Source organism: Cytobacillus sp. FSL W8-0315 (assembly GCF_038002905.1).
GTDB lineage: Bacteria > Bacillota > Bacilli > Bacillales > Cytobacillaceae > Cytobacillus > Cytobacillus pseudoceanisediminis.
On record NZ_JBBOOC010000001.1, the window covers coordinates 2,778,870 to 2,801,979 of the forward strand.

Annotated in this window: 17 protein-coding genes; 14 read left to right on the forward strand and 3 right to left on the reverse strand. The window is 44.7% G+C overall.

From position 1 onward, the window contains the following. The first annotated feature begins 282 nt into the window (after positions 1 to 282). Positions 283 to 2,187 carry an endonuclease MutS2 gene (locus tag MKY20_RS14370; RefSeq protein ID WP_034296801.1) on the forward strand — a complete coding sequence of 635 codons (1,905 nt, stop codon included), beginning with the start codon at positions 283 to 285 and terminating at the stop codon, positions 2,185 to 2,187. 158 nt (positions 2,188 to 2,345) lie between these two features. Here MKY20_RS14370 and MKY20_RS14375 read toward each other — a convergent pair whose 3' ends face one another. Then, the gene (locus MKY20_RS14375) at positions 2,346 to 3,800 is read right to left on the reverse strand and encodes a flavin monoamine oxidase family protein (RefSeq protein WP_009333813.1); all 1,455 of its coding nucleotides are present in this window, start codon (positions 3,798 to 3,800) and stop codon (positions 2,346 to 2,348) included. Positions 3,801 to 3,910: 110 nt separating this feature from the next. Next, positions 3,911 to 5,335 carry a Na+/H+ antiporter NhaC family protein gene (locus tag MKY20_RS14380; RefSeq protein ID WP_009333814.1) on the reverse strand — a complete coding sequence of 475 codons (1,425 nt, stop codon included), beginning with the start codon at positions 5,333 to 5,335 and terminating at the stop codon, positions 3,911 to 3,913. Positions 5,336 to 5,647: 312 nt separating this feature from the next. Between MKY20_RS14380 and MKY20_RS14385 the strand changes: the two genes are divergently transcribed. The 11 genes from MKY20_RS14385 (at position 5,648) to MKY20_RS14435 (ending at position 19,289) form a co-directional block, all read left to right on the forward strand. Then, complete coding sequence (locus MKY20_RS14385; RefSeq protein ID WP_232292512.1) at positions 5,648 to 5,884, forward strand: heterocycloanthracin/sonorensin family bacteriocin; 237 nt, start codon at positions 5,648 to 5,650, stop codon at positions 5,882 to 5,884. A gap of 171 nt (positions 5,885 to 6,055) precedes the next feature. Next, positions 6,056 to 8,011: a putative thiazole-containing bacteriocin maturation protein gene (locus MKY20_RS14390; protein ID WP_341001616.1), complete on the forward strand. Its 1,956-nt coding sequence runs from the start codon at positions 6,056 to 6,058 to the stop codon at positions 8,009 to 8,011. Beyond that, complete coding sequence (locus MKY20_RS14395) at positions 8,008 to 9,951, forward strand: TOMM precursor leader peptide-binding protein (protein ID WP_009333816.1); 1,944 nt, start codon at positions 8,008 to 8,010, stop codon at positions 9,949 to 9,951. Before MKY20_RS14390 ends, MKY20_RS14395 begins: the two co-directional genes overlap by 4 nt. Positions 9,952 to 9,973: 22 nt before the next feature. Then, positions 9,974 to 11,548, forward strand: coding sequence for a SagB/ThcOx family dehydrogenase (locus MKY20_RS14400; protein WP_341001619.1), 1,575 nt, complete (start codon positions 9,974 to 9,976; stop codon positions 11,546 to 11,548). Between the two features lie 376 nt (positions 11,549 to 11,924). After that, positions 11,925 to 12,773 carry a helix-turn-helix domain-containing protein gene (locus MKY20_RS14405; protein ID WP_251267076.1) on the forward strand — a complete coding sequence of 283 codons (849 nt, stop codon included), beginning with the start codon at positions 11,925 to 11,927 and terminating at the stop codon, positions 12,771 to 12,773. Between the two features lie 116 nt (positions 12,774 to 12,889). Then, on the forward strand, positions 12,890 to 13,918 hold the full coding sequence (locus MKY20_RS14410) for a TRAP transporter substrate-binding protein (protein ID WP_019382298.1): 1,029 nt from the start codon (positions 12,890 to 12,892) through the stop codon (positions 13,916 to 13,918). A 64-nt stretch (positions 13,919 to 13,982) separates the two neighbouring features. Then, entirely contained in the window at positions 13,983 to 14,504 is a 522-nt protein-coding gene (locus MKY20_RS14415) for a TRAP transporter small permease (protein WP_009333820.1), read from the forward strand. Next, a complete protein-coding gene (locus MKY20_RS14420) occupies positions 14,501 to 15,769 on the forward strand; it encodes a TRAP transporter large permease (RefSeq protein WP_009333821.1) in 1,269 nt (422 codons plus the stop codon). Before MKY20_RS14415 ends, MKY20_RS14420 begins: the two co-directional genes overlap by 4 nt. 368 nt (positions 15,770 to 16,137) lie before the next feature. Then, entirely contained in the window at positions 16,138 to 17,328 is a 1,191-nt protein-coding gene (locus tag MKY20_RS14425) for a Gfo/Idh/MocA family protein (protein WP_341001624.1), read from the forward strand. Beyond that, positions 17,300 to 18,490, forward strand: coding sequence for a dihydrodipicolinate synthase family protein (locus MKY20_RS14430; protein ID WP_341001626.1), 1,191 nt, complete (start codon positions 17,300 to 17,302; stop codon positions 18,488 to 18,490). Before MKY20_RS14425 ends, MKY20_RS14430 begins: the two co-directional genes overlap by 29 nt. Then, positions 18,477 to 19,289, forward strand: a complete 813-nt coding sequence (locus MKY20_RS14435; RefSeq protein WP_341001628.1) for a sugar phosphate isomerase/epimerase family protein — start codon at positions 18,477 to 18,479, stop codon at positions 19,287 to 19,289. The genes MKY20_RS14430 and MKY20_RS14435 overlap by 14 nt, the downstream gene beginning before the upstream one ends. A 111-nt stretch (positions 19,290 to 19,400) precedes the next feature. Here MKY20_RS14435 and shc read toward each other — a convergent pair whose 3' ends face one another. Beyond that, positions 19,401 to 21,272 carry a squalene--hopene cyclase gene (shc, locus tag MKY20_RS14440; RefSeq protein ID WP_341001630.1) on the reverse strand — a complete coding sequence of 624 codons (1,872 nt, stop codon included), beginning with the start codon at positions 21,270 to 21,272 and terminating at the stop codon, positions 19,401 to 19,403. Between the two features lie 80 nt (positions 21,273 to 21,352). Between shc and MKY20_RS14445 the strand changes: the two genes are divergently transcribed. Beyond that, a complete protein-coding gene (locus tag MKY20_RS14445; protein ID WP_341001633.1) occupies positions 21,353 to 22,480 on the forward strand; it encodes a DUF2515 family protein in 1,128 nt (375 codons plus the stop codon). Next, entirely contained in the window at positions 22,413 to 22,862 is a 450-nt protein-coding gene (locus tag MKY20_RS14450; protein ID WP_258752512.1) for a CBO0543 family protein, read from the forward strand. Before MKY20_RS14445 ends, MKY20_RS14450 begins: the two co-directional genes overlap by 68 nt. Positions 22,863 to 23,110: the final 248 nt, after the last annotated feature.

A 23,110-nucleotide genomic window follows, 5' to 3' on the forward strand; every position in this document is an offset into this window, starting at 1 on the left:
TAGGTGTCAACTAATTGTTATTAGTTGAATAAGGTGTTTATTTTTCTGGTTTTAGCCAGTTTATTAAGAATGCCTTTTTTCAAACATAACTTGTTTGAATACCTACTATAAGACTGCTTCCATTTCTATATTTTCGTGTAGCTTAAGACACTATGCCTGCTTTAGGGTTTAGTTTGTTTATGCCTGTTCGAAATAGAACGCCCGCGGAAGCTTTCTGCCCAATTCAATTTGGCGGTGGGGAAGGCTTTTGCGGGCTATTTTATTTGGAGTGAGGCAGAGAATATGAATAAAATGACTTTTGAAAAATTACAATACCACGAATTGAAGAATAAAGTGAAACAGCATTGCGTCAGCAGTTTAGGGAAAGAGTTAATCGACCGGTTACAGCCGAGCTCGAATATGAAAGCCGTCCGCAACCGCTTAAATGAAACAAGCGAGGCCAGAAGGCTGCTGGACGCCGAAAAGCATTTGCCATTAACAGGCATTTCCAATATCACAAGCCATATTGAAAAATTGGAAAAAGGCATCATATTAACTCCATCCGAGTTAAACGCTGTATCCGATTTTTTAAGAGGCTGCCGGAAAATCAAGAAGTTTATGGCTGATAAAGAATTCTTTGCGCCAGTTCTGTACACTTATGCGCTATCTATGACTGAATTTAGAAATATCGAAGAAGAGATCTTATATGCGATTAAAGGAAACATGGTTGATTCCGGTGCCAGCAAAGAGCTGAAACGAATCAGAAATCACATAGCAAAAACAGAAGGGAAAATCGAAGAACGTTTGAATAAGTTTTTGCGTAGCGGAGCAAATAAGGAGTACATTCAAGAATTCTATATCAGCAAAAAGGATGACCGTTTTACAATTCCGATTAAAGCATCCTTTAAAAATCAGGTAGCCGGAACCGTAATCCAAACATCTTCAAAAGGGTCGACTGTTTTCATAGAGCCTGATGCAGTTTCAAAGCTCAATGTTGAATTGGCGATGCTAAAATCGGAGGAGTCGGTAGAGGAATATCAAATATTAGCCACGCTTTCCGGAGCCATTCTTGAATCCATTCATGAGATCCGCATCAATATTGAATGCATCAGCCAGTACGACATGATTTTTGCGAAAGCGAAGTACAGCAAAAGTACGGACGCCATTGAACCGGAAATTAATAATCATGGGTATATCAAATTAGTAAGCAGCAAACACCCCTTATTAGAAGGAACCATTGTCCCGCTGGATTTTGAAATCGGGAAAGATTATAGAAGTTTAGTCATAACAGGCCCAAATGCGGGCGGGAAAACCGTCGTCTTAAAGACAATCGGAATCCTCACTCTGGCTGTCATGTCCGGGTTTCATATTATGGCGAAACCGGGAAGTGAAATCGCCATCTTTGATCATGTGTTTGTTGATATTGGCGATAATCAAAGCATAGAGAACGCTCTAAGCACGTTTTCTTCCCATATGAAGAACATATCAGAGGTCATGAGTGCTTCCACGAATAATACACTGCTTTTATTCGATGAGATCGGCAGCGGAACAGAGCCGAATGAAGGTGCCGCTTTAGCCATTGCCATTCTGGAAGAGTTTTATCATATGGGATGCATCACGGTTGCCACTACTCACTATGGAGAGATTAAACGGTATTCTGAAATGCATGATGATTTTATGAATGCTGCCATGTTATTCGATAGTGCGGAATTGAAGCCGATGTATAAGCTCTTAATAGGTGAATCAGGAGAGAGCAATGCGCTTTGGATTTCCAGAAAGATGAATATCCGCGAACATGTCCTGAAGCGTGCGCAAATGTATATTGAAAACAAGGATTATAATCTGGAAGCAGTAAGAGAGAACAGAATAAAGAAGCCGGTGATTGAAGTGACGCAGAACATAGAGGAATATCATTATGAAATCGGTGACCGGGTAAAATGGATCAGCCAGGATGATTATGCCATTGTTTATGAGCCAATAGATAAATTTAATATCATCAAGCTGTTCTATAAAGATGAAATAGTGGAAGTGAACAGTAAGCGGGTTGAATTGGACATTAAAGCAAGCGAGCTTTATCCGGAAGGATATGATATGAATTCCTTATTTACCAATTACCATCAACGGAAGCTGCAGCATGATCTGGAGAGAGGATCGAAAAAGGCGCTGAGAAAGGTTCAAAAGGAGATCAGAAATAGAAAGCAGGAATAGTGTCTAATGGTATGAAGGCGATCCTCCAGTTTTGGAGAGATCGCTTTTTCTTCTTTGTGTCAATGCGTTTCGGCCCATAATATGAACTAATAGTTAGATAATCCGTTTAAGCAGAAGTAGATTTCTAATCAGCCATTACACCATTATTTAAAAATTACTTACTTAGGCAAATCATTTACCTCATATGCAGCTCGTATGCCGGATTCGATTGCCCCTTGAATCCATGTCCGGGTTTTGGATGCATGCTCTCCGGCAAAATGGACACGCCCCGCAGGTGAAACAATACCGGGAAACAATTCGGTTTCCTGTCCTGGTTCAAAGAATGAAAATCCGCCAGAAGCAAAAGGATCCAGTGCCCAGCTGTATGAAGCACCTGCAGCAAATTCGCTATAAACGATATTGCCGTAAATATCCGCCAGGTTTTTTAGTGCGTATTGAATACGCATCTCCTCCGGCTGGCTATCCCACGTATGAGCCTCATCCGCCCAGGTATAGCTGGCAATAAGAATGGCAGGGCCGCTTGTGCCAATCCCATGGCTTGGAAGATAGGTAAATCGAATCGGCTGATCTGTAATGGTTTTGCCGCCCGGCTGGCCTGCTATCTCCCAAAACCGGGACTTAAACTCAATGGCGATTTTGGTTGCTGCCATATAATTAAGTTCGCGAATAGCTCTCCGCTTGAAATAGGAAAATGAATGAAAGGGTTCGATATTGACAAATCTCATAACTGAAAAGGGGATAGTGATAATGGCAAGGTCTCCGGTTATGGTGGAATGCTCATTGGTCTGCTGATGGGTTAATTGAATGGTCACGCTGTTTGTGTCCTGAATGATTCCAGTCATTTTTTGATGGAGATGAATATCATTTTTCAATTGAGGGAGGAAAGCCTTTGGCAATCGGTCCATTCCTCCTGTTATTTCATAGTAAGCTCCTGGAGAAGTGAAAATGACCAACTCACGTAAAACTTCGGTAAAAGACATTCCCATAAATGCTTCCAAATCCAGCAGCACACCGATCATATCAATCGCACCAGCTGAAAAATAAAGGTTTAATATATAGCCAAAAGAGTATTTTTTATATTGGCTTTCCAAAATGGCCCAATTTCTGGCGGGGTCTGTGCTGACAAAGTCAATAAAAGGCTGTACCGCTGTCAGCAGAAGCGTTTCAGCCGATTTTCCTCTCTCATTAGGATGAATGGGGAAATTTAATATGCCTGGATAGCGTTCAAACACCTCAAGCCGTGTTTTAATGCCATTTGCGTAAAGAAGATCCATAGGAGTGCGGTTTATAAAAACATTTATAGGGAGCTTGAATTTTTTTATATAGGACAAGGTAAGCGAATGGATATGAGGAATTCTCATTGGGCCTGCGTTAAAGAATAATCCTTTGCTGAAAGGGGAGCGCATGGTATATACCCGTCCGCCTATTCTGTCATTTGCTTCAAGAATGGTGATCTTATGCCCCGATTCCTTTAATAAAGAACCTGCCACCAGACCAGCCATACCTGCACCAACAATGATGATATGCTTTGGCGACTGTGTCTTTGGAAGGCCGTGATGAATCACATTCAGCATTTGATCATTCGTTAATTCCGGCTTTTTCTTCCAAGTCATCTCACCGCCCCTTTGCAATAGGATTCATTGCAGTATATTCATTTGCATGAATCACTATGTGCATAAGAGGAAAGGGACTGCTGGACACAGCAGAAGTGAATACAAACTTCCTAGGAAATAAAAACCCCGCTTGCAATGAATAGCCCCGCTGCAATCACACCGCCAATGGCTGAGACCTTCAATTTATATCGTGCATAATCCACAAGGTCCATATCTAAGATCGAAGCAGTGGTAATGGTCGTATCTCCAAGCGGTGAGGTTAACGCTCCGAATGCCCCGCTTGCGAATACGGCTCCAACGGTAAGCGGAATGGAGGCGCCAGTCGAAACCGCCAGGGTAATTCCAAGCGGCATGAATAATCCCCAGGTTCCCCATGAGCTTCCTATAAAGTAGCCGACCACTGAACCGAGCACGAAGATGGCTGCTGGAGTCAGGAAGGCAGGCAGAAAGCTTCCGAGTGAACTCCCGATGAATTCGGAAAATCCAAGATCCTCCGCAGCTAAGGTCAGTGCCCAAATCAGGATGAGCAGGCTGATCGCCTCCATCATCTGATTGCCTCCATCATAAAAATGATAAAGGATTTCGTTCATCTTCTCCCGTCTTATTATGTAGAAAATAAAGGTTAAAACGAGGGTAATAAAAACAGCAAGCAGCATCACAAAGGTTGCATCTGCCATGGAAAAGGCCTCGAATATTGTATTTGCACCCTGTGCCATGCCATCCTGCCATAACAGGAACAGAGAAAAGGCAAGCAATAAAACCACCGGTAAAATCAAATGCCATGGCTGGGCTTTGACAAGGGATAATTCCTTTTTAATTCCCATCCGATGGAACTCATGCTCTTTTTCCTCCAAATCGGTATGGGCCTCCCCATTTTGCTCTCCGGTCTTTTTCCGGCGCCAAAAGGTTTGAATGATTCCGATCAGCAGCATAATGATCGCGTAAAAGTTAAACAAAATACTTAATAAAAAGATCTCATATGCCGACATATCCAGGTTCAGCCCGCTGATGCCGCCTTCAACCAGGGACACCATGAAGCCCACAAATGCCGTTGCAACCGGCAGCAGCACGATGACTGATTCGGTTGAAATATCCAATGTCATGCCCACTTTTTGCTTGGACAAATTCATCTTTTTGATTAAGGATTTTATAATAGGCCCAATCATCATAATCCTGAACATCGGCATCATGAAAGTGAAAGGGAGGGTGATCCAGATGAACACAAGAAGACCCCGCTCAGATCGGATCCGCCTCCCGGCCCATTCGGAAAACCCCTTAATGCCTCCTGAGATATTCATCATCCCGACAAGCCCTCCGAACAAATATAAAAACCCGACAATCTTAATATTTGTTTCATCTGAAAGGGTTGTCACGATATAAGCGACTGATTGCTCCGTACCTGTCAGCAAATCAGCTGAAACAATGATGGAACCAACGAGAATGCCGACTACTAAGCCTGGAAGGATGTTTTTCAGCCAGATGGACATTCCGATTACGATTATAAATGGTATGAGAGATAACCAGGTATGATTCAAATTTCTGCCCTCCATTAAGAATGCCATTACTTATTTAGTATTGCCCAAAATTGTACTATGTAGAGCTATAAATGCCATGAACCTTATTCCTTTCTGCATGGTTATATGGAACCCGATAAATCTGGGTGTTTGATTCAGTAACAATACCCCAGCCCGGCACATATTTTGATGAGGAGAGTATTCGGAGAATGGATGAATTCAAAGAAATGCCGATTGATTTCTGCTGTTCTTCATGATTGCCCTTTGTTGCAGGCACAGCTTATTAATATTTATGGAGGTATGAACATGAATGATTTTCAGAGAGATCTTCAAATGCTGAATGTTGGTGATTTCCATGCGAACGAGGCGGTTCCATGGGATCAAAGCCAGTATTATAATGATCAATCCCGGCAAATTGGTTTTGGTTTTGGCCGCTGCTTTAGCTGCTTTTTCTTCTTCTGTTTCAACTGCTTTAACTGTTTTAATTGTTTCAACTGTTTCAGATGCTCTAATTGTTTCAGATGCGGCGGTCGCTGCGGAGGCCGTTGTGGCGGCCGCTGCGGTGGTTGATAACCATGAATCTATAAAACAATCCTTGCTGTATTGCAAAAGGAAGGCCCCTGCATTTTGCAGGGGCACTTCTCTTGAAGGTAAGACATATGAGACAAAGCCCGGTACATAGGATTATAGAGAAAGTAATGTTTAATAAATAGGAACAGTTTACGGGTAAGGAGGCGCGAAATGAAAAATTTGACCCCTTCTATGCGGCTGAAGGTAAAAAGGGACACGTTTTTTCTCCCAGATCCAACTAAGGGTGTGTATTTCCGCAATAATGTAAGTTCCTTCCAAATGGAAGGAACTATGATCGATCAGTGGGTTCAAAAGCTGATGCCAATGTTTAATGGCGAGCATTCGCTGGGGGAATTGACAGCCGGCTTGCCGGGCCCGCATAGGGATCGGGTGTTTGAAATTGCAGAAGTGCTATACCGTAACGGCTTTGTAAGGGATGTAAGCGGGGACCATCCTCATCAATTGGAAGATCATGTCCTTAAAAAGTATTCTTCTCAAATCGAATTATTGGAAAGCTTCGGTGACTCGGGTGCATACCGATTCCAGGCCTACCGGCAGGAAAAAGTGCTGGCAGCAGGATCTGGCCCTTTTTTGGTTTCGCTGGTTTCTTCGCTGATTGAGTCCGGATTGCCTAAAGTTCATATGGTCATTACAGACCCTGAATCGACGAATACAAGGCGGCTGAATGAGATTGTCGCACATGCCCGGCAAACAGACCCCGAAGTTTCAGTTGAGGACGTAACACACCAGAAGGAAGAAGACTGTCCCTGGGAGGAATTGATACAGCCTTATGATTCCATTTTATATGTTTCGGAAGCAGGGAATGTAGAGGAACTGCAGGTTATACATGCCGCGTGCCGGAAAGAGAAGAAGATATTTCTTCCTGCTATTATCTACAAACAGGCTGGTATGGCAGGGCCTCTCGTGCATCCGGAATCAGAAGGCTGCTGGGAGTCTGCCTGGCATAGAGTCCATCAATTCGCGTTTTGCGAAGACAAGCAATTGCACACCACCTCCCCAACGGCAGGAGCGATGCTGGCTAATTTAATCGTGTTTGAACTGTTTAAAGAGGTCACCGGATTAATCAGTGCTGAACAGAGAAATCAGTTTTTCCTGCTGAATCTGGAGACGCTTGAAGGAAATTGGCATTCCTACCTGCCACATCCGAACCTGATCGGAAATGCTGCTGTGGAATGGATTCAAGATGTTGATCAGAGGATCGGGCAGAGTTCCGAAAGAAATAAGACTGACAGTTTGTTTCTGTTTTTCAGCCAATTGACTTCCAAAGAATCCGGGATTTTTCATACATGGGAGGAGGGGGATTTAAAGCAGCTTCCGCTGGCACAGTGCGGCGTACAGGCAGCAGACCCGTTGTCAAAGGGCCCGGCAGAGCTCCTGCCAAATATAATCTGTGCAGATTTGAGGCATGACGAGGCACGCAGGGAAGCGGGGTTGACCGGGATTGAAGCGTATGTATCGCGGATGGCTGGCCGGCTTGAACTGCCTCCAAATAGCGAAATAAAGGGGAATATTTTAAATTTAAATGAATTTGCTGGAATTGGAGCAGGGGAAACATTTGCAGAGGGTGTTTTACGCGGGCTGGATAGGTGTTTGGAAGAGAAACTGGCTAAGCGTCAAGAGGTTCAGAAAACAGTTTCTCCGCTCCATTTGAATGCAGTAGAAGATGAACGATGCAGGTTCTATTTGGATGCATTGACAACGATGCAGGGAGCACCGAAAATCTGCCGGGGTGAGGGAGTATACGGCTTCCCTGTGGTCTGGGTCGGCACGGACGATCGCTGGTATGGCAGTGTTGGCTTTAATAACACATTAGCTCTGAGGAAAGCGCTGCAGCATGCGATTATACAGGTGCAAAACCAATTGGGGACTCATAAGGGGACCGCTGTGGAGGCACCATCTGTGCTTCTCGAAGAAAAGGAGCCTCAAAGTCTGGTCATTCCTCCTTGTGATGAGAAGGAACAAACCCAGCTATTGCTGTCTGCAAGAAGGGTGCTGGAAGAAAACAGCAAGCGGCTCTTAGTCTGTGAATTTTCGTTCGAGCCATTTTTGAAAGAGAGTCTGGCAGGGGTGTTTGGGGTGTTCATAAGAGAGGAGGAATCTCAGTGAGTGCTGTCGTGGTAGTTGTCGGAGAGGGACTGCTGGCGGACAGCGTAAGCAAAGAACTGCCCGCCGAATATAAGGTAGTCCGTCATGTGAACTTTGAGCCTGAACTGCCGGTTGGGACTGATTTGATACTGGTGGTGCACGATAGCTGGATGCCTTCAGTTCATAAGAAAGCGGAGGAGGTGTCACGATCATCAGGTATTCCCTGGCTGCGGGGCTTTGTATCATTTGGAGAGGGTGTGATTGGCCCATTTGTTCACCCGTCCGCGCCGGGATGCTCACAGTGTGCGGACACTCGAAAACTCCTGGCAGGGCGTGACCGGGAAGAGATGTGGGAACTGCAGCAGAGACTCGAAGGGAGCAGCGGATTAGAGCGTGATGCCTGGGCATCGCGCACAGGCCTTTTACAGATGTCCTGCCTGCTTGTGTCAGAGGTAAAAAGGGTACTGGAGGGCAGTTTGGCGGATCTGGAAGGGCGAATGTATTTGGTCAGCCTGAAAACATTTAAAACCTCTTGCCACCTCATTTTGCCGGATTCAATGTGCCCAGTGTGCAGCTCCCTGCCTGAAGATTCACAGGAAGCTGCAAGAATTACCATTAAGCCAAGTCCGAAAATAAGCGCAGCCAGTTACCGCTGCCGATCATTGGAAGATTTAGAACAAACGCTCGCCAAAAATTATCTGGATCCGCGGACTGGTTTAATGAATGGGAAAATGTATGATTTCACGCCGCCTTTTGCGGATGTAGTCGTAAACCTTCCGCTGTTTAGAGGGGACGAAGGCGTGGCTGGCCGCACTCATTCCTATAAGGTGAGCGAGCTGACAGCCATCCTGGAGGGGCTTGAGCGTTCATGCGGCATATCGCCCCGTGGAAAGAGGACAGCAGTCTATGACAGTTTCCGCAACCTGGAAGATCGGGCTCTTAATCCTGTAAAAGTAGGTGTGCATGCGGATGATCAATATGCACGGCCCAACTTTCCATTTAAAAAATTTAATCCAGATAACCCGATGAATTGGGTATGGGGTTATTCGTTTTTGCAGGAGCGCCCGATTTTGGTTCCTGAGCTGCTTGCTTATTACAGCCTGGGCTGCGGGAATGGATTTGTCTATGAAACATCCAACGGATGCGCGCTGGGCGGCAGCCTGGAAGAAGCGATCTTCTACGGTATTTTAGAAGTGGTGGAGCGTGATTCATTCCTGATGACCTGGTATGGGCAGCTGTCCCTGCCGCGTCTTGATCCTTATTCCTCCAATGAACAGGAATTGCAGCTGATGATTGATCGGGTGAGGACAGTGGCGGGATATGATCTGCATCTGTATAACGCCACAATGGAGCATGGAATTCCAAGTGTTTGGGCGATGGCGAAAAACAGGAAGAAAAAAGGATTGAATATCATTTGTGCGGCTGGAGCTCATCCCGACCCGGTCCGGGCGGTAAAAAGCGCTGTTCATGAGTTAGCCGGAATGATGGGGACACTGGACGATAAACTCGAAGAAAACAAGGGGGAATTTTTGCGAATGCTGCAGGATTCTTCCCTCGTCGGCAAAATGGATGACCATGGGATGCTTTACGGCTTGCCGCAAGCGGAGGAGCGCCTGAAGTTTTTGCTGGATGAAAACCGTCCGCTCCGAACGTTTTCCGAGGAGTTCAAGCGGGAGAGAAGACATGCAGACCTGACAGATGATCTGCAGGACCTTCTTCAGGCATTGCACCGGCAAAATCTTGATGTAATAGTGGTGGATCAGACGACACCGGAAATACAGCGGAGCGGATTGCATTGTGTCAAAGTGCTGATTCCGGGTATGCTGTCAATGACATTTGGACACCACCTGACACGTGTAACAGGGCTTGAGAGGGTGCTTGAGGTCCCAATGAAACTGGGATATGCAAAAGAACCCCTTACAGTTGAACAGCTTAATCCACATCCTCACCCATTTCCATGAGCATGACCGGGAGGTAAAAAGGATGAATCTAGATACCTTTCTGCACAATTTGCATTTTGATATTGACCAAATAAGCCCGCCGGATTGGGAAGTGGATTGGGAAGATGCGCCGCTTGCCTATAAGCTTTACCGGGGCTTGCCAGTTGTTCCCCTGTCACTGGAGGTTCCCCTTTCCTGTAAAGAAATGGAGGAACCTGCAAAGCCTGAACTTAGGAGAATGGGTCATTTTCTTTGGTACACATTCGGCCTTAATCAGGTTAGCCAATCCCTCTTTCCAATTGGGTCCAATGAAGAGGCGGATGGGTTTATGCAGTCGTTTCGGCGGTCTGTGCCTTCTGGCGGAGCGCTGTATCCTAACGAACTATACATGTTCCTGAAATTGGATGACTTGCCGGAGGGAATCTACCACTACGATGTGCTGCACCACCGCCTGGTGCTGCTGCGCAAGGGTAATTTCGATTCCTATATAGCCCGTGCTCTTGGCAATCGCTGTGATGTGACATCTTGTTTTGGGACTGTATTTATGACGACCATGTTCTGGAAAAATTACTTTAAATACAATAACTTTGCTTATCGACTGCAGGGCTTGGATGGAGGTGCAGTGATGGGACAGTTATTAGAGGTTACAAAGAGGTTTGGTTTTGCAGCGGGAGTGTACTTCAACTTTCTTGATCGTGCCCTAAACCATCTCCTTGGACTGTCTGATCAGGAGGAGAGCGTATATGCCGTTATCCCGCTGTCAGTTGAACCGACCAGCTGGGCTGTGAACAGAAGCGGCAGGGATGGAATGGCCTCTGCCTCCGAATTGTGCGAGGAAGTAACATCGGTTCAGAATAATGACTGGGTCAGGTCAATCAGAGTGAAAGACTTTCCGATGTTAACCGGCATCAATAAAGCGTCCATGCAGGAATCAGCTAAATCGTTTCGTCAAATCAGCCCTAGTGAAACCAATTGTGAGGGCCGGCCTTTGACTCTTCCTCATGTAAAAAGGATATCGTATGATTTGGCGTCAGTCTGCCGCGAGCGATTTTCACCGGACATGGATTTTGTTTCAGGAAAGGTTAGCCAGGAGCAGCTTGCTGCACTCCTTCAGGAGGCGACCGCATCCTGCTTGTATCGAAACGACTTAGATATGGCACTTGACAGGCGCGCGTCACGTGTAACTCTATATGTGTGTTTGAATAACGTCGAAGGGATTCCGGATGGAGCTTATTATTATGACAGCGATGCTCATTCACTAAGGGAGCTTAATCCCGGAGACCATCGAATTGCGCTTCAAAACGGAATGCCTGCAGGCAATGTGAATCTGTTTCAAGTCCCGCTCTGCTTTCATATAGCAGGGGATAGAGATTTCCATAAAGAGGAAATGGGCTACAGAGGCTATCGCATCCAGCAAATAGAAGCGGGAATGCTTATGCAGCGGCTGCTTATAGCTGCGACAGCCCTTGGGATGGGCGGGCATCCGCTTCTCGGATTTGATGCGAAAATCTGTGATGAAATTTACAGAATGGAATCACAGGGAAAAACAAGCCTTATCCAAATCCCGATTGGCTTCTACCGGGCACGTCCATGGCTGAGAGGGAATTTAATCAGCTAGGTGAAGAGATGTTTTATGAGAGGCATGCTTGGTAGATTTCCCTGCTAATAATTCAATATAAGACTATATTGTAATTCTCATAGGAAACACTTATTAGTATAGTTGTACATTTTTTTAATTTCATAACTTAAATATGTAAGGCCCCTGTTCTTGAATGAAGGATTCATTAACAGGGGCCTTATCTATTGATGCCGCTTTAAACATACAAAATCTAGCTATTTGAGAGAGCCATGTGTGAAAAATATTGGATGGACTGGTGAGCTGAGTATTTATAGCTTTTTACAAATGCCTGCGCAAAATTTATTAAAGGGTAACCTTTGAATATAGAGAATATTAAATATCATCAGAAAATAACCCGTTTTATAAGGAGGCCCTCATGGACAAAAATCTCTACAGAAGATTCGATTTTCCGGAAACAGGAATTAATTTGTATGAAAGCAAGCATCTCAGAGGCAAGTTTGTGGCTGAACATTATCATGATCATTTTCAAATTCTCTATGCGCTTGAAGGTGAAGGGGAGATTACCCTTGATGGCAAGGCTTATAATTTTTCTAAAGACAAGGTAGTGCTGATAACTCCAAACTGTGTTCACTCCATAAAAGCGACTACTAAAATGACTGTTCTGGTTCTGGCATTTTCAGTACCTTTGCTGAATATTACCCTGCAAAATGAATTGCTTACATTAATTCAGAAAAGCGCCCGCCATTTTGAGCTTGATTTATATACGGCAAGTGAAATTCGGCCGTTAATTAGAAAAATGCTGTACGAACAAAAAAATGGGGACTTATTTGGAAAGCTGTCCATGCCTGTATATCTGATTGAAATCATCATTCACCTTCTGCGTCAGCAGAATTTTTCATTTGTCCAGGACGCGAATGATATTCGGTCCATACAAATGAAGGAATACATAGAAAGGCATTATTTCAATAATATTACGGCAGAAAGCCTGTCTGCTGTGTTCGGAATTTCAACAAGATACATGAATGATATTTTTAAAAGGAAGTTTAATGATACCCCCCTGCAATATCTCCAGAAAGTAAGGATTAACCATGCAAAGGAATTGCTGCTCCAATCTGATCAGGATATCGTATCCATTTGCTTTGAGGTTGGATATGAAACATTATCAACCTTTTATCGTACTTTCAGAAATCTGGTGGGGATTTCACCGAATAAATTCCGCTTGTCCTCTCAGTCAGCTTCAGATGTGTCAGATACCGTTTCCTGATGGCCTATCTCCAAAATTAAGAATTTTTCTCTCAATCTCATAAGACAATAGTTGAAAGAAAATTCAAAATAGTAAACAAGAGAGAAAATCATTTTACTTAGGAGGGCCAAAGGGACATGAAAAGAAAATGGGGATTATTTTCAATTTGTATTTTGATGCTCGCTATGTTTACAGCTGGCTGTGGAAAATCAGCATCATCAGGGGGAAGCGGCAAGGCTGAAGAAAAAGGGGAATATGTAATAAAATTCGCACATGTTGTAAGCGCTTCAACAGCAAAGGGCAAAGCTGCCGAGAAGTTTAAAGAGCTATTGGAAGAGCGGACAGACGGCCAAATTAAAGTGGAAGTCTTCCCGGATTCCCAATTGGGAGCTGACCGGGAAATCACAGAACAAATGCAGTCTGGAACCATTCAAATGAACGCTCCTTTTACTGGCGTTTTGCCTGCCTTTGTTAAACAATTTGAAGTGTTTGACCTTCCCTATTTATTTAAAGACCGTGACCATGTGAAAAGCGCGGTAAATGGAAAAGTGGGTGAAATTTTCAACCAGCACTTAGAGAAACAGGGTCTTCGTGCCTTGGGATATTGGGACGGTGGATTCAAGCATCTGACGAATTCCAAGCAAACGATTCAAAAGCCGGAGGACCTGGATGGCCTGAAGATGCGTGTCTCCCAAAGCCCGCTCTTAATTTCCCAGTTCCAGGCGATGGGCGCTGGCGGGGTTTCCATTGACTTTGCGGAATTATATACGGCTCTTCAAACCAAAACGGTTGATGGGCAGGAAAATCCTTTAAGCAATATCGTCAGCAAGAAATTTTATGAGGTCCAGGATTATTTAACCTTAAGCAGCCATGGATATATGGCTTATCCATTATTAATCAGCGAGCAATTCTATCAGAAGCTTCCTGCAGATCTTCAGAAAGCTGTCGATGAAGTGTCTGCTGAGGTAACGGATTGGCAATGGGAACAATCTGCTGCTGATGAAGAAGCCTATATGAAAACGTTAGAAGAGTCAGGGATTGAAATTACCGAACTGACAGAATCGGATAAAGAGGCATTTATTAAGGCTACAAGTGAAGTATATGAAGACTTTAAGAAAGTGGAGGGCGGGCAGGAAGTACTGGATGCCATAAAAGAAGCGCAATAGCATTTTTAAAATACAATCAAGGACGGCTGATAGCCGTCTCTTTTTCAAGAAGGAGGGATCTTCATTGCAGAAAATCAATCATATTTTGAACTACCTTGAGGAATATGTCGGAGTTGTTTCCTTAATCCTTACTTCCTTGCTTGTGTTCGTACAGGTGGTGTTAAGATATGTTTTCAATTATTCGCTGTCCTGGTCAGAGGAGGTGGCAAGATACTTAATAGTGTGGTTTGTATTTATAGGAAGCAGTATTGCCGTCAGGGAAAAAGCGCATGCCACGATGGACGCCCTTGTTACGTATTTGCCTGAAAAGGGAAAAAAAATCTTCTCAACGATTGCCAATCTGATTTCCATTGTTTTCTGTGTCTTTTTAATTTGGTCAGGCAGCGGGATCGTTTCCAGTGTTATTGAATTCGGCAGTGTGACTCCGTCCACCGGAATGCCGATGTATATCCCATATCTGGCTCTCCCTGTTGGGGCAAGCCTGATGCTGATTCGCTTTCTGCAGCTATTAGTTCAGGATGTAAAAAGCTTGCGTGCAGTAAACCAAACAATTATTCCTCCAAAAGAGGAGGCACCCAAACTATGATGCTATTAATCATCTTTCTGGTTCTTCTTTTATTGGGGGTTCCAATTGCTATTTCCATTGCGTTAAGTACGATTATCGTCATCTTTCAAAGTAACGTTCCAATGGATACATTGGCGAGAACCATGTTTTCTGGAGTAGATTCCTTTTCACTGATGGCCATCCCTTTCTTTGTATTTGCAGGAGATTTAATGCTGGCAGGGGGGACATCCAAGAGATTAATAGATTTCACGAAGAAATGGGTCGGTTGGACAACCGGAGGCCTGCCAATTGCAGGGGTGCTATCGTCCATGTTTTTTGCTGCCCTTTCAGGATCAAGCCCTGCAACGGTTGCTGCGATTGGGGGCATCATGATTCCATCCTTAAAGGAAGCGCGGTTTTCTGAAAAATTCTCGGTTGGATTAATGTGTGCATCCGGCTCGCTCGGGATCATCATCCCTCCCAGTATAACGTTTCTAGTCTATGGCTCAGTTGCGGAAGTTTCAATCGGCAAATTGTTTATTGCCGGAATCATTCCGGGAATCTTTATCGGACTGATTCTTATGACTGTCGGGTATGTTATTGCAAAGAAACAGGGGCATAAGCCAGATCCAAGACCGACCGGAAAGGAATTATGGAAATCAACGGTTTCTGCCATCTGGGGAATTTTGATGCCAGTCATCGTCCTTGGCGGTATTTACTTTGGCGTTTTCACCCCGACCGAAGCTGCAGCGGTTGCGATTGTATACAGCATGATTGTCGGCTTTTTTATCTATAAGGAACTGACCTTTAAAGAATTATTTGCCGTTACAAAAAGATCGATTGTGACATCTGCCATGATTATGCTTGTCATTTCTGCTTCGAAGGTGTTCAGCTGGTATTTGACCTATGAACAGATCCCGTCTACCGTCGCAGGAACACTGATAGAGTATGCATCAAATCCTATTGTTTTCTTAATTCTGGTCAATATCATCCTGCTGATCGTGGGCATGTTTATGGATTCGAGCGCAGCAGTGCTGATCCTCGTCCCGCTGTTTTTGCCGGTGGTGCTTGAAATGGGAATAGATCCGATTCATTTCGGCGTTATCATGATTATCAATCTGGCAATCGGAATGCTGACTCCTCCTTTTGGATTGAATCTATTTGTGGCATCAGGCATCAGCAAAATGTCGCTGGCTGGTGTAACAAGAGGTACCATGCCGTTTATATTTGTGCTGATTGCAGCGCTAATGGTCATTACGTATGTTCCTCAGCTTTCTCTATATCTAGCAGATTTTGTTTACCAATGATCTCATTAATTACCGTCCTTCTTCTGAGAAGTGACGGTATTTTTTTTGAAGGTTTGTAAAAAAGCTTTTAGCACCCTGCTGATTGGAGTGGAAGGTGCGGGACTCCTGCGGGAGAAGCGTGTCATCGGGAGACCCCGCAGGTGCGAAAGCGCCGAGGAGGCTCCCGGACCGCCCGCGGAAAGCGGGTACCTGCAACGGAAATAAACAGGCAAATTTAACAGAGCCAATTGTAATAGATTTCCCCTCTTATCTCCGATATTGCAAATAGCCTTCCGATATGGATGAGATAATCCTTTCAAAAATTTTTAGAATAAAAGTAAGCTAAACAACAAATTACTTGGCTTTAAAGTCAAAAGGAGGAAGTAGTTATGGCAGTTAAAAATATTGGAATTATCATGAACGGTGTGACCGGTAGGATGGGAACGAATCAGCATCTAGTGAGATCTATCGTGGCAATCCGCGAGCAAGGAGGGGTGGAGCTGGCGAATGGTGATGTTATTATGCCGGACCCCATTCTTGTTGGAAGAAACAAAGATAAACTGCAATTGCTAGCTGAAAAGCACAATATCAGCCGATGGAGCACAGACCTTGATGAGTGCCTGGCAGATCCGCATAATGTAATCTATTTTGATTCTCAAACCACCGTCCGAAGGGCAGATGCGATTCGGAAAGCCATAAAAGCCGGAAAGCACATTTACTGTGAAAAACCAACTGCCACAAGCTTGGAGGAATCTATTGAACTGGCAAAGCTGGCGTATGGGGCTGGGGTGAAAAATGGGGTTGTGCAGGATAAATTATTCCTGCCTGGACTATTAAAATTAAAGAGACTGATAGATTCAGGGTTCTTCGGCAAAATCCTATCCGTTCAGATGGAATTTGGCTATTGGGTATTTGAAGGGGATTGGCAGGCTGGACAGAGGCCATCCTGGAATTATCGCAAGGAGGATGGAGGCGGAATTATTGTTGATATGTTTGCCCATTGGCGTTATGTCCTAGATAACTTATTTGGAAATGTAGAGTCTGTTTCCTGCCTGGGTAAAACCCATATTCCAAAACGGGTCGATGAAAATGGAAATACGTACGTGTGCACAGCCGATGATGCTGCATATGCAACCTTTGAACTCGAAGGCGGCATTGTTGCACAGGTGAATTCCTCCTGGACTGTCCGGGTTAATCGGGAAGACTTATTAACGATTCAAGTAGATGGCACACACGGAAGCGCTGTAGCTGGTTTAAGAGATTGCAAGATTCAGCATCGCACCAATACACCGAAGCCTGTATGGAATCCTGACATTGAGAATCCTTTTGCATTTACAGAACAATGGCAAACAGTCCCGGATAACCAGGTTTTTGATAATGGCTTCAAGGTCCAGTGGGAGCTGTTTTTAAAGCATATTGCAGCCGGCGAACCGTTTCCTTGGGATTTGCTCGAGGGTGCCAAAGGAACTCAGCTGGCTGAACTAGGGCTTAAATCGTGGGAGGACCGGCGCTGGGTTGATGTACCGGAATTAAGCCTGGAGGTGAGAAAGAATGGTGAAGCAGTTAACTCTGCCAGATAAAAACGGCAAGTCATATGAATATCACGCTGGGAATCAGAAAGCTTTCATCCTGCCGGAAGGCCCTATCAAAAGCAGGATCGCCTTTTCAGCTGCCCATGTGGTTTGTAATCCTCTCGCAGATTCCGATCCCGTTTTAAAGGCAAAGATCGACTGGGAAAACACCTTAGCTTATCGAAGGCATCTATGGTCTATGGGTCTCTCGGTAGCAGAGGCGATGGATACGGCCCAGCGCGGAATGGGTCTTAATTGGGAGCATGCAAAGGAGCTGATTCGCCGGTCGGCGGCGGAAGCAAAAGTAGAGGGCGGCAGGATAGCATGCGGAGCCGGGACAGATCAGCTGCTCCCTGGCCCATCCGTCACCTTAGCGGATGTTCAAGCTGCCTATGAGGAGCAATGCGAATTTGTGGAACAGCATAACTCTCAAATCATCCTGATGGCAAGCAGGGCCCTGGCAGATTGTGCCCAAGGCCCTGAGGATTATGAGAGGATTTATGCCAATATTTTGAGACAGGTCTCTAAGCCGGTTATCCTTCACTGGCTTGGCGATATGTTCGATCCATCCTTAAAAGGATACTGGGGCTATAAGAATCTGGATGATGCGATGGAAGTTTGTCTGAATGTCATTTGGGATAACAAAGACAAAGTCGACGGAATCAAAATCTCTCTTCTTGATGCTTCCCGTGAAATAGAAATGCGCAGGCTTCTTCCACCAGGTGTGAAAATGTATACCGGTGATGATTTCAATTATCCTGAACTGATTAAAGGGGACGAACACGGATACAGCCATGCCCTGCTGGGGATTTTTGACGCCATCGCACCAGCTGCAGCTGCAGCCCTGCATGCTCTGGATGATCGTGACTATGAGTCCTATCATGCATTATTGGAAAAAACAGTTCCGCTGTCACGTCATATTTTCCAGGCGCCAACTTATTCCTATAAAACCGGTATCGTCTTCATGGCTTATCTGAACGGGCACCAATCCCATTTCCGCATGATTGGCGGGGCTGAGAGTGCAAGGTCCATCGTGCATCTGTCGGAACTGTTTGTATTGGCAGACCAGGCCGGACTGCTGTCGGACCCTGAGCTTGCTGCAGAAAGAATGAAGCTGGTATTGAATTTAGCCGGGATTCGTCAGGAGGAGTATTCCAGTGGAAAATTATGAGCGTTTAAGTCTAAATCAAATTACGACAGAGCAATGGAATTTAAAAGAAGCCATCGAGGGATGTGCCCGGGCGGAAGTTCCCTGGATCGCCCCCTGGAGGCATAAGGTAGAGGAGTTGGGCTTAAGCACAAGCAAACGTCTGATCAAGGATGCGGGATTAAAGGTTTCCAGTTTGTGCAGAGGCGGCATGTTTCCCGCTGGAACTCCATCTGAGCGGCAAAAAAGAATAGAAGATAATAAAAGAGCGGTGGAAGAAGCGGCCGAGCTGGGTACGGATGTTCTCGTTCTGGTCTGCGGGCCGTCTCCTGACCGGGACATTGTATCTGCCCGGCAAATGGTCGAGGAAGGAATCTCCCAGCTGGTTCCATTCGCGGAATCGCATGGGGTGAAATTAGGCATCGAGCCGCTGCACCCTATGTATGCGGCGGAACGGTCGGTGGTCGTTTCTATGGACCTGGCTAACACTCTTGCGGAAGCATACCGGCCTGAACAGGTAGGTGTCGTTGTCGATGTCTTTCATGTATGGTGGGATCCCGACTTATATAACCAGATCAACCGGGCCAAAGGCCGAATCTTAGGCTTCCATGTTTCCGATTGGCTCGTTCCTACACCTGATATGCTGAAGGGACGGGGCATGATGGGCGACGGAGTAATAGAAATCAGCCGCATTCGCAAGGCTGTAGAGGAAACAGGCTACTCGGGGCCCATTGAAGTGGAAATTTTCAATGATCAAATTTGGAGCCAGCCTGCCGATGATACATTAATTCAAATGAAAGAAAGCTACTTGAAGCATGTGTAGTAAAAAAGAAGCGACAATAGTTGTCGCTTCTTTTTTGTATGAGGGAATCTGGCGCATTAAGTGCAAGGAGGTAATTAACATCTCTTTCCAGATTGGCTAATGGATCAACGATCATCCGAACTTCCGATGATAATGAGCCAAAGCCATCAGGGGAAAAATATACCGATAGCTATGATAATGGATGTAAAAGCTTCCTGCCATAGCCTGCCCTTTTGGATAGGCTGTTGTCCAATCCTCTTTATCGATTGAATGGACCAGGCAATGAATTCCTTTCTGGATCTCTTCGGTTGGCTGATCTTCCGCTGTAATTAAGGCATCCAGCGCCCATGCCGTGTCTGTTATGGTACTTGCATGCAAAGGAACATATGATTTCTTGCTGTCACTCAGGCAGGATTCCCCCCAGCCGCCATCCTCGTTTTGAATACCCTTCAGCCAGTCAGCGGCTTTTTGGATGGAAGGATGGTCTTTTGACATGCCTGAAGCAATAAGCCCTGTTACGGCTGCCCACGTGCCATAAATATAGCAAACACCCCATCTGCCATACCAGGAGCCATTCTGTTCCTGGTTGTTCAACAGCCAGTTAATCGCGTGTTGAACTGATGGGTCCTGATCAGGCAGATTGGTATAGTTCCCCAAAAACTCCAGCGTCCTTCCGGTCAGGTCGGCAGAGGTTGGGTCTCCAAATATATATTCACCCTTTTCAATTGGCAGGAAGTCAAGCCATGGATTCTCGGTGTTTCTTTCAAAGGAAGGCCAGCCTCCATCATCATTTTGCATGGATAGCAGCCATTGGGTGCCCCGATTCCAGGCCTCCTGATTTTTTGAATTGTCCTCCACACTCCTGGCTATCGCTCTTAACGAAACAGTTGTATCGTCTATATCGGGATTGCGGGTGTTTACGTCGGAAAATCCCCATCCACCCGGCAGAGCATTCGGATTATGAATAACCCAATCTCCAAACTGATCATGCTGACGCTGCAGCAAATAGGTATTTGCTTTCTTTACAGAAGGATCTTCTGCCGAAAGGCCGGCTAATTGGAGAGTTGCATTAATCAGAGAAGTATTCCAGACACCGGCGTTAGCATACTGCATATGGGGGAGACCATCGATTTCAGTCCTGAGCGATTTCAGCCCTGCGACCGCATTTTTTATAATCGGATCATCCTTGGAGTAGCCAAGAGACAGGAGTGCAAAGATCATTAAAAAGGTAGAGCTGAAATAACTATAGAATGTTCCATCCGGTTCAATCCGCTCGAGCATATATTTTTTTGTCCGGTCCATAGCCAATGAGTGAAACTGTTCAGGCAGTCCTAAAAGATCTTCTACTCCTTCTTTGATGAATGATAATAATGACCGGTATTCCGGCTGGATATCCCATGGGACTTCTCCTGACCTTGTTAAAAGTAAATCTGAAAGGTCGGGGCTGTTTTTCGTTTTAATGCTGAACTTTTTCTCTGCCAGAATGAGAATGGGAGCCAGATTCACACGCCCATACACGGAAAATTGGTAAAAGTTAAAAGGAAAAGATAAAGGAAGAAGCATGATTTCCACCGGAACCGGAAAGGATTCTGGCCATTTATACTGTCCTGTAGAGGAAAGCATAATTTTTGTAAAAACATTCACGCTCTCCATACCGCCATGCTCCAGTATGAATTCCCTGGCGGCTTTCATTCGGGGATCTTCCTTCTGAATATAGCCCGAATATAATAGCCCGTAATAAGCCTCCAAAGTGGCAGTTGCATTTCCATCCTTTTCATCCTCAAAAATCTTCCAGGCGCCATTTTCCTCCTGTTTGCTTATGATCCTTGCTGCCAGCCCCTGTATTAATTTTTCATCATGTATCTCCAGTGTCTTTAATAAAATGATCATATAAGCATCTGTTGAAATGCCAGTTTCAAATGGATAATTCCAGGAACCATCAGGAGACTGGTCTTTTCTTAATAGGGTGATGAGATTGTTCATGCTAGAAACCGTATCAGTCATTTCATGCACATTCCTCTCAAGTAAAATGGATCCTTTAGATACATATTCATCTGACTGAAAGAGAATTCATGGAGGAGGGGATGCTCATCTTTTTTCAAAAGAAACAAGGGAAGTCCCCAATGGGCTGGTTAAAGGAAGAATTAAAGAAAAGGACACGAACTCAAAAATCGATCCATCTTTCAGAAGAGGAGAAGGGGATCCTCGGCCATATTAAACGGGAGACAATGGGCTGGAATCTGAATAATGTCACCAGAACAAAAGCCTATCTTGATTTTTACCGGCAGCACCCGGAAATCCATTGGGCGTTTTTGGGACATATGGTTTCCCGCAATGGCGGATGGAATATGACCGATTTAAAGGGGGAGATTCTGTCCCGATTATTACCGGATCGCGAAAAACATTCCTTCTTTTCCTTTCTGGAAAGAGGGAATTGGCTCATTTTTCAAGATGCCTATCCGCAATTCTTGATTTACCGGGAAAGCCTGAAAAGAAATAAGCCATTATTTTACCTTTTTCCGCTCCTTAATATTTCCGTCTTCATGGAAACGGTCTGGAGCTGTTTTTGGAGAAAGCCCGATCCTTACCTTCTCACCATTGCCCTTGTCATAAATGAACAAAGCTATTTAGAAAATAGGGTGATTCAAAATCCGCTATATAAACAAGAGGTTTTTCATAAGTTTGAATTTAAGCTGCAGGAGCTTCTGGCCTTGAATCACATCCTTTTTCCTTATGAAAGGAATGGCGTTACCCATATGAAGGGCCAGACATTGAATCATTTTGAATCGCTTCATGAACGGATCCTATTAGGGAAAAAGCTGTATGATATCCTGTTTAAGGACAAAGAGTTGCTTGCCTTAACGGAACAATGGGCATATGCTCACCCCCATACCGGTTCAAGGAAGGATTATTGGCCGCATATTTTCAATGATGTCCATGAAGGACTGCCAGGCGAGCAATATCAGTTTCAATTAAAATCGTGCCAGCTGCGGCCGGGGGGAAGACGGATTTATAGCCCAAGCCTTGAAACGGCCTGGAAAAATAGGAGCCAGCCTGATGCCGAATCAGGGGATTGGTTTAGGGATTTTCACGTATTGGAGTATTTTCTGGAGTTAGACGATATGATCAATGGGGAGATCCAGCATGCATACTGTAAAACACTTGAAAGGCTCGAGCTCGCAGCCCTTGCGAAAAAAGCCGTCTGGAATTAAAAGCTATATGCCGGCCATGCTATTGGCATCGCTGTTAGGCACATACTTAGATTTGTACTTTATCGGGAAGGGGATGTACTATTTTCCGAACCGGCCATTCTCAGCCATTTTTACAATCAATATACTGTTCACCCTGGCAGTCCTTCCTATCTTTATGATTCTATTATTAAAAATCATGAAAAGCCTGAAGGGCTGGTTAAAAGGGATGTTTGTTTTATCCATCAGCTTAGCAATGGCAGCCTTGGAAAAAATGGGAGAGGACATGGGAATGTTTGTCCATGCAGAAAACTGGCATCATCATTATACCTTTGTGGGATACAGCCTATTTATCGGATTGATCACTGCGTTTCATGGATGGATCAATAAAAAGAATAAGGAATGAATTATGTTTAAAAGCCTATTTCGATGGAAAATAGGCTTCTTTCTTTTTTCTGTATCAATTAATACGCATCAACGAAAATAGAAGACTATCTTTCAGTAATAATACAAAGATTAGAATTATTAAAGAAAGTTAACACTCTATTTACAAATCGGTAAAGGTGCGATTGTTCGACATATTTTTAAAAAACGCTTGATATAATGACAGTATTTTAAAGGGAGGGAGATGAAACCGGCTAAGTACTTGCATGT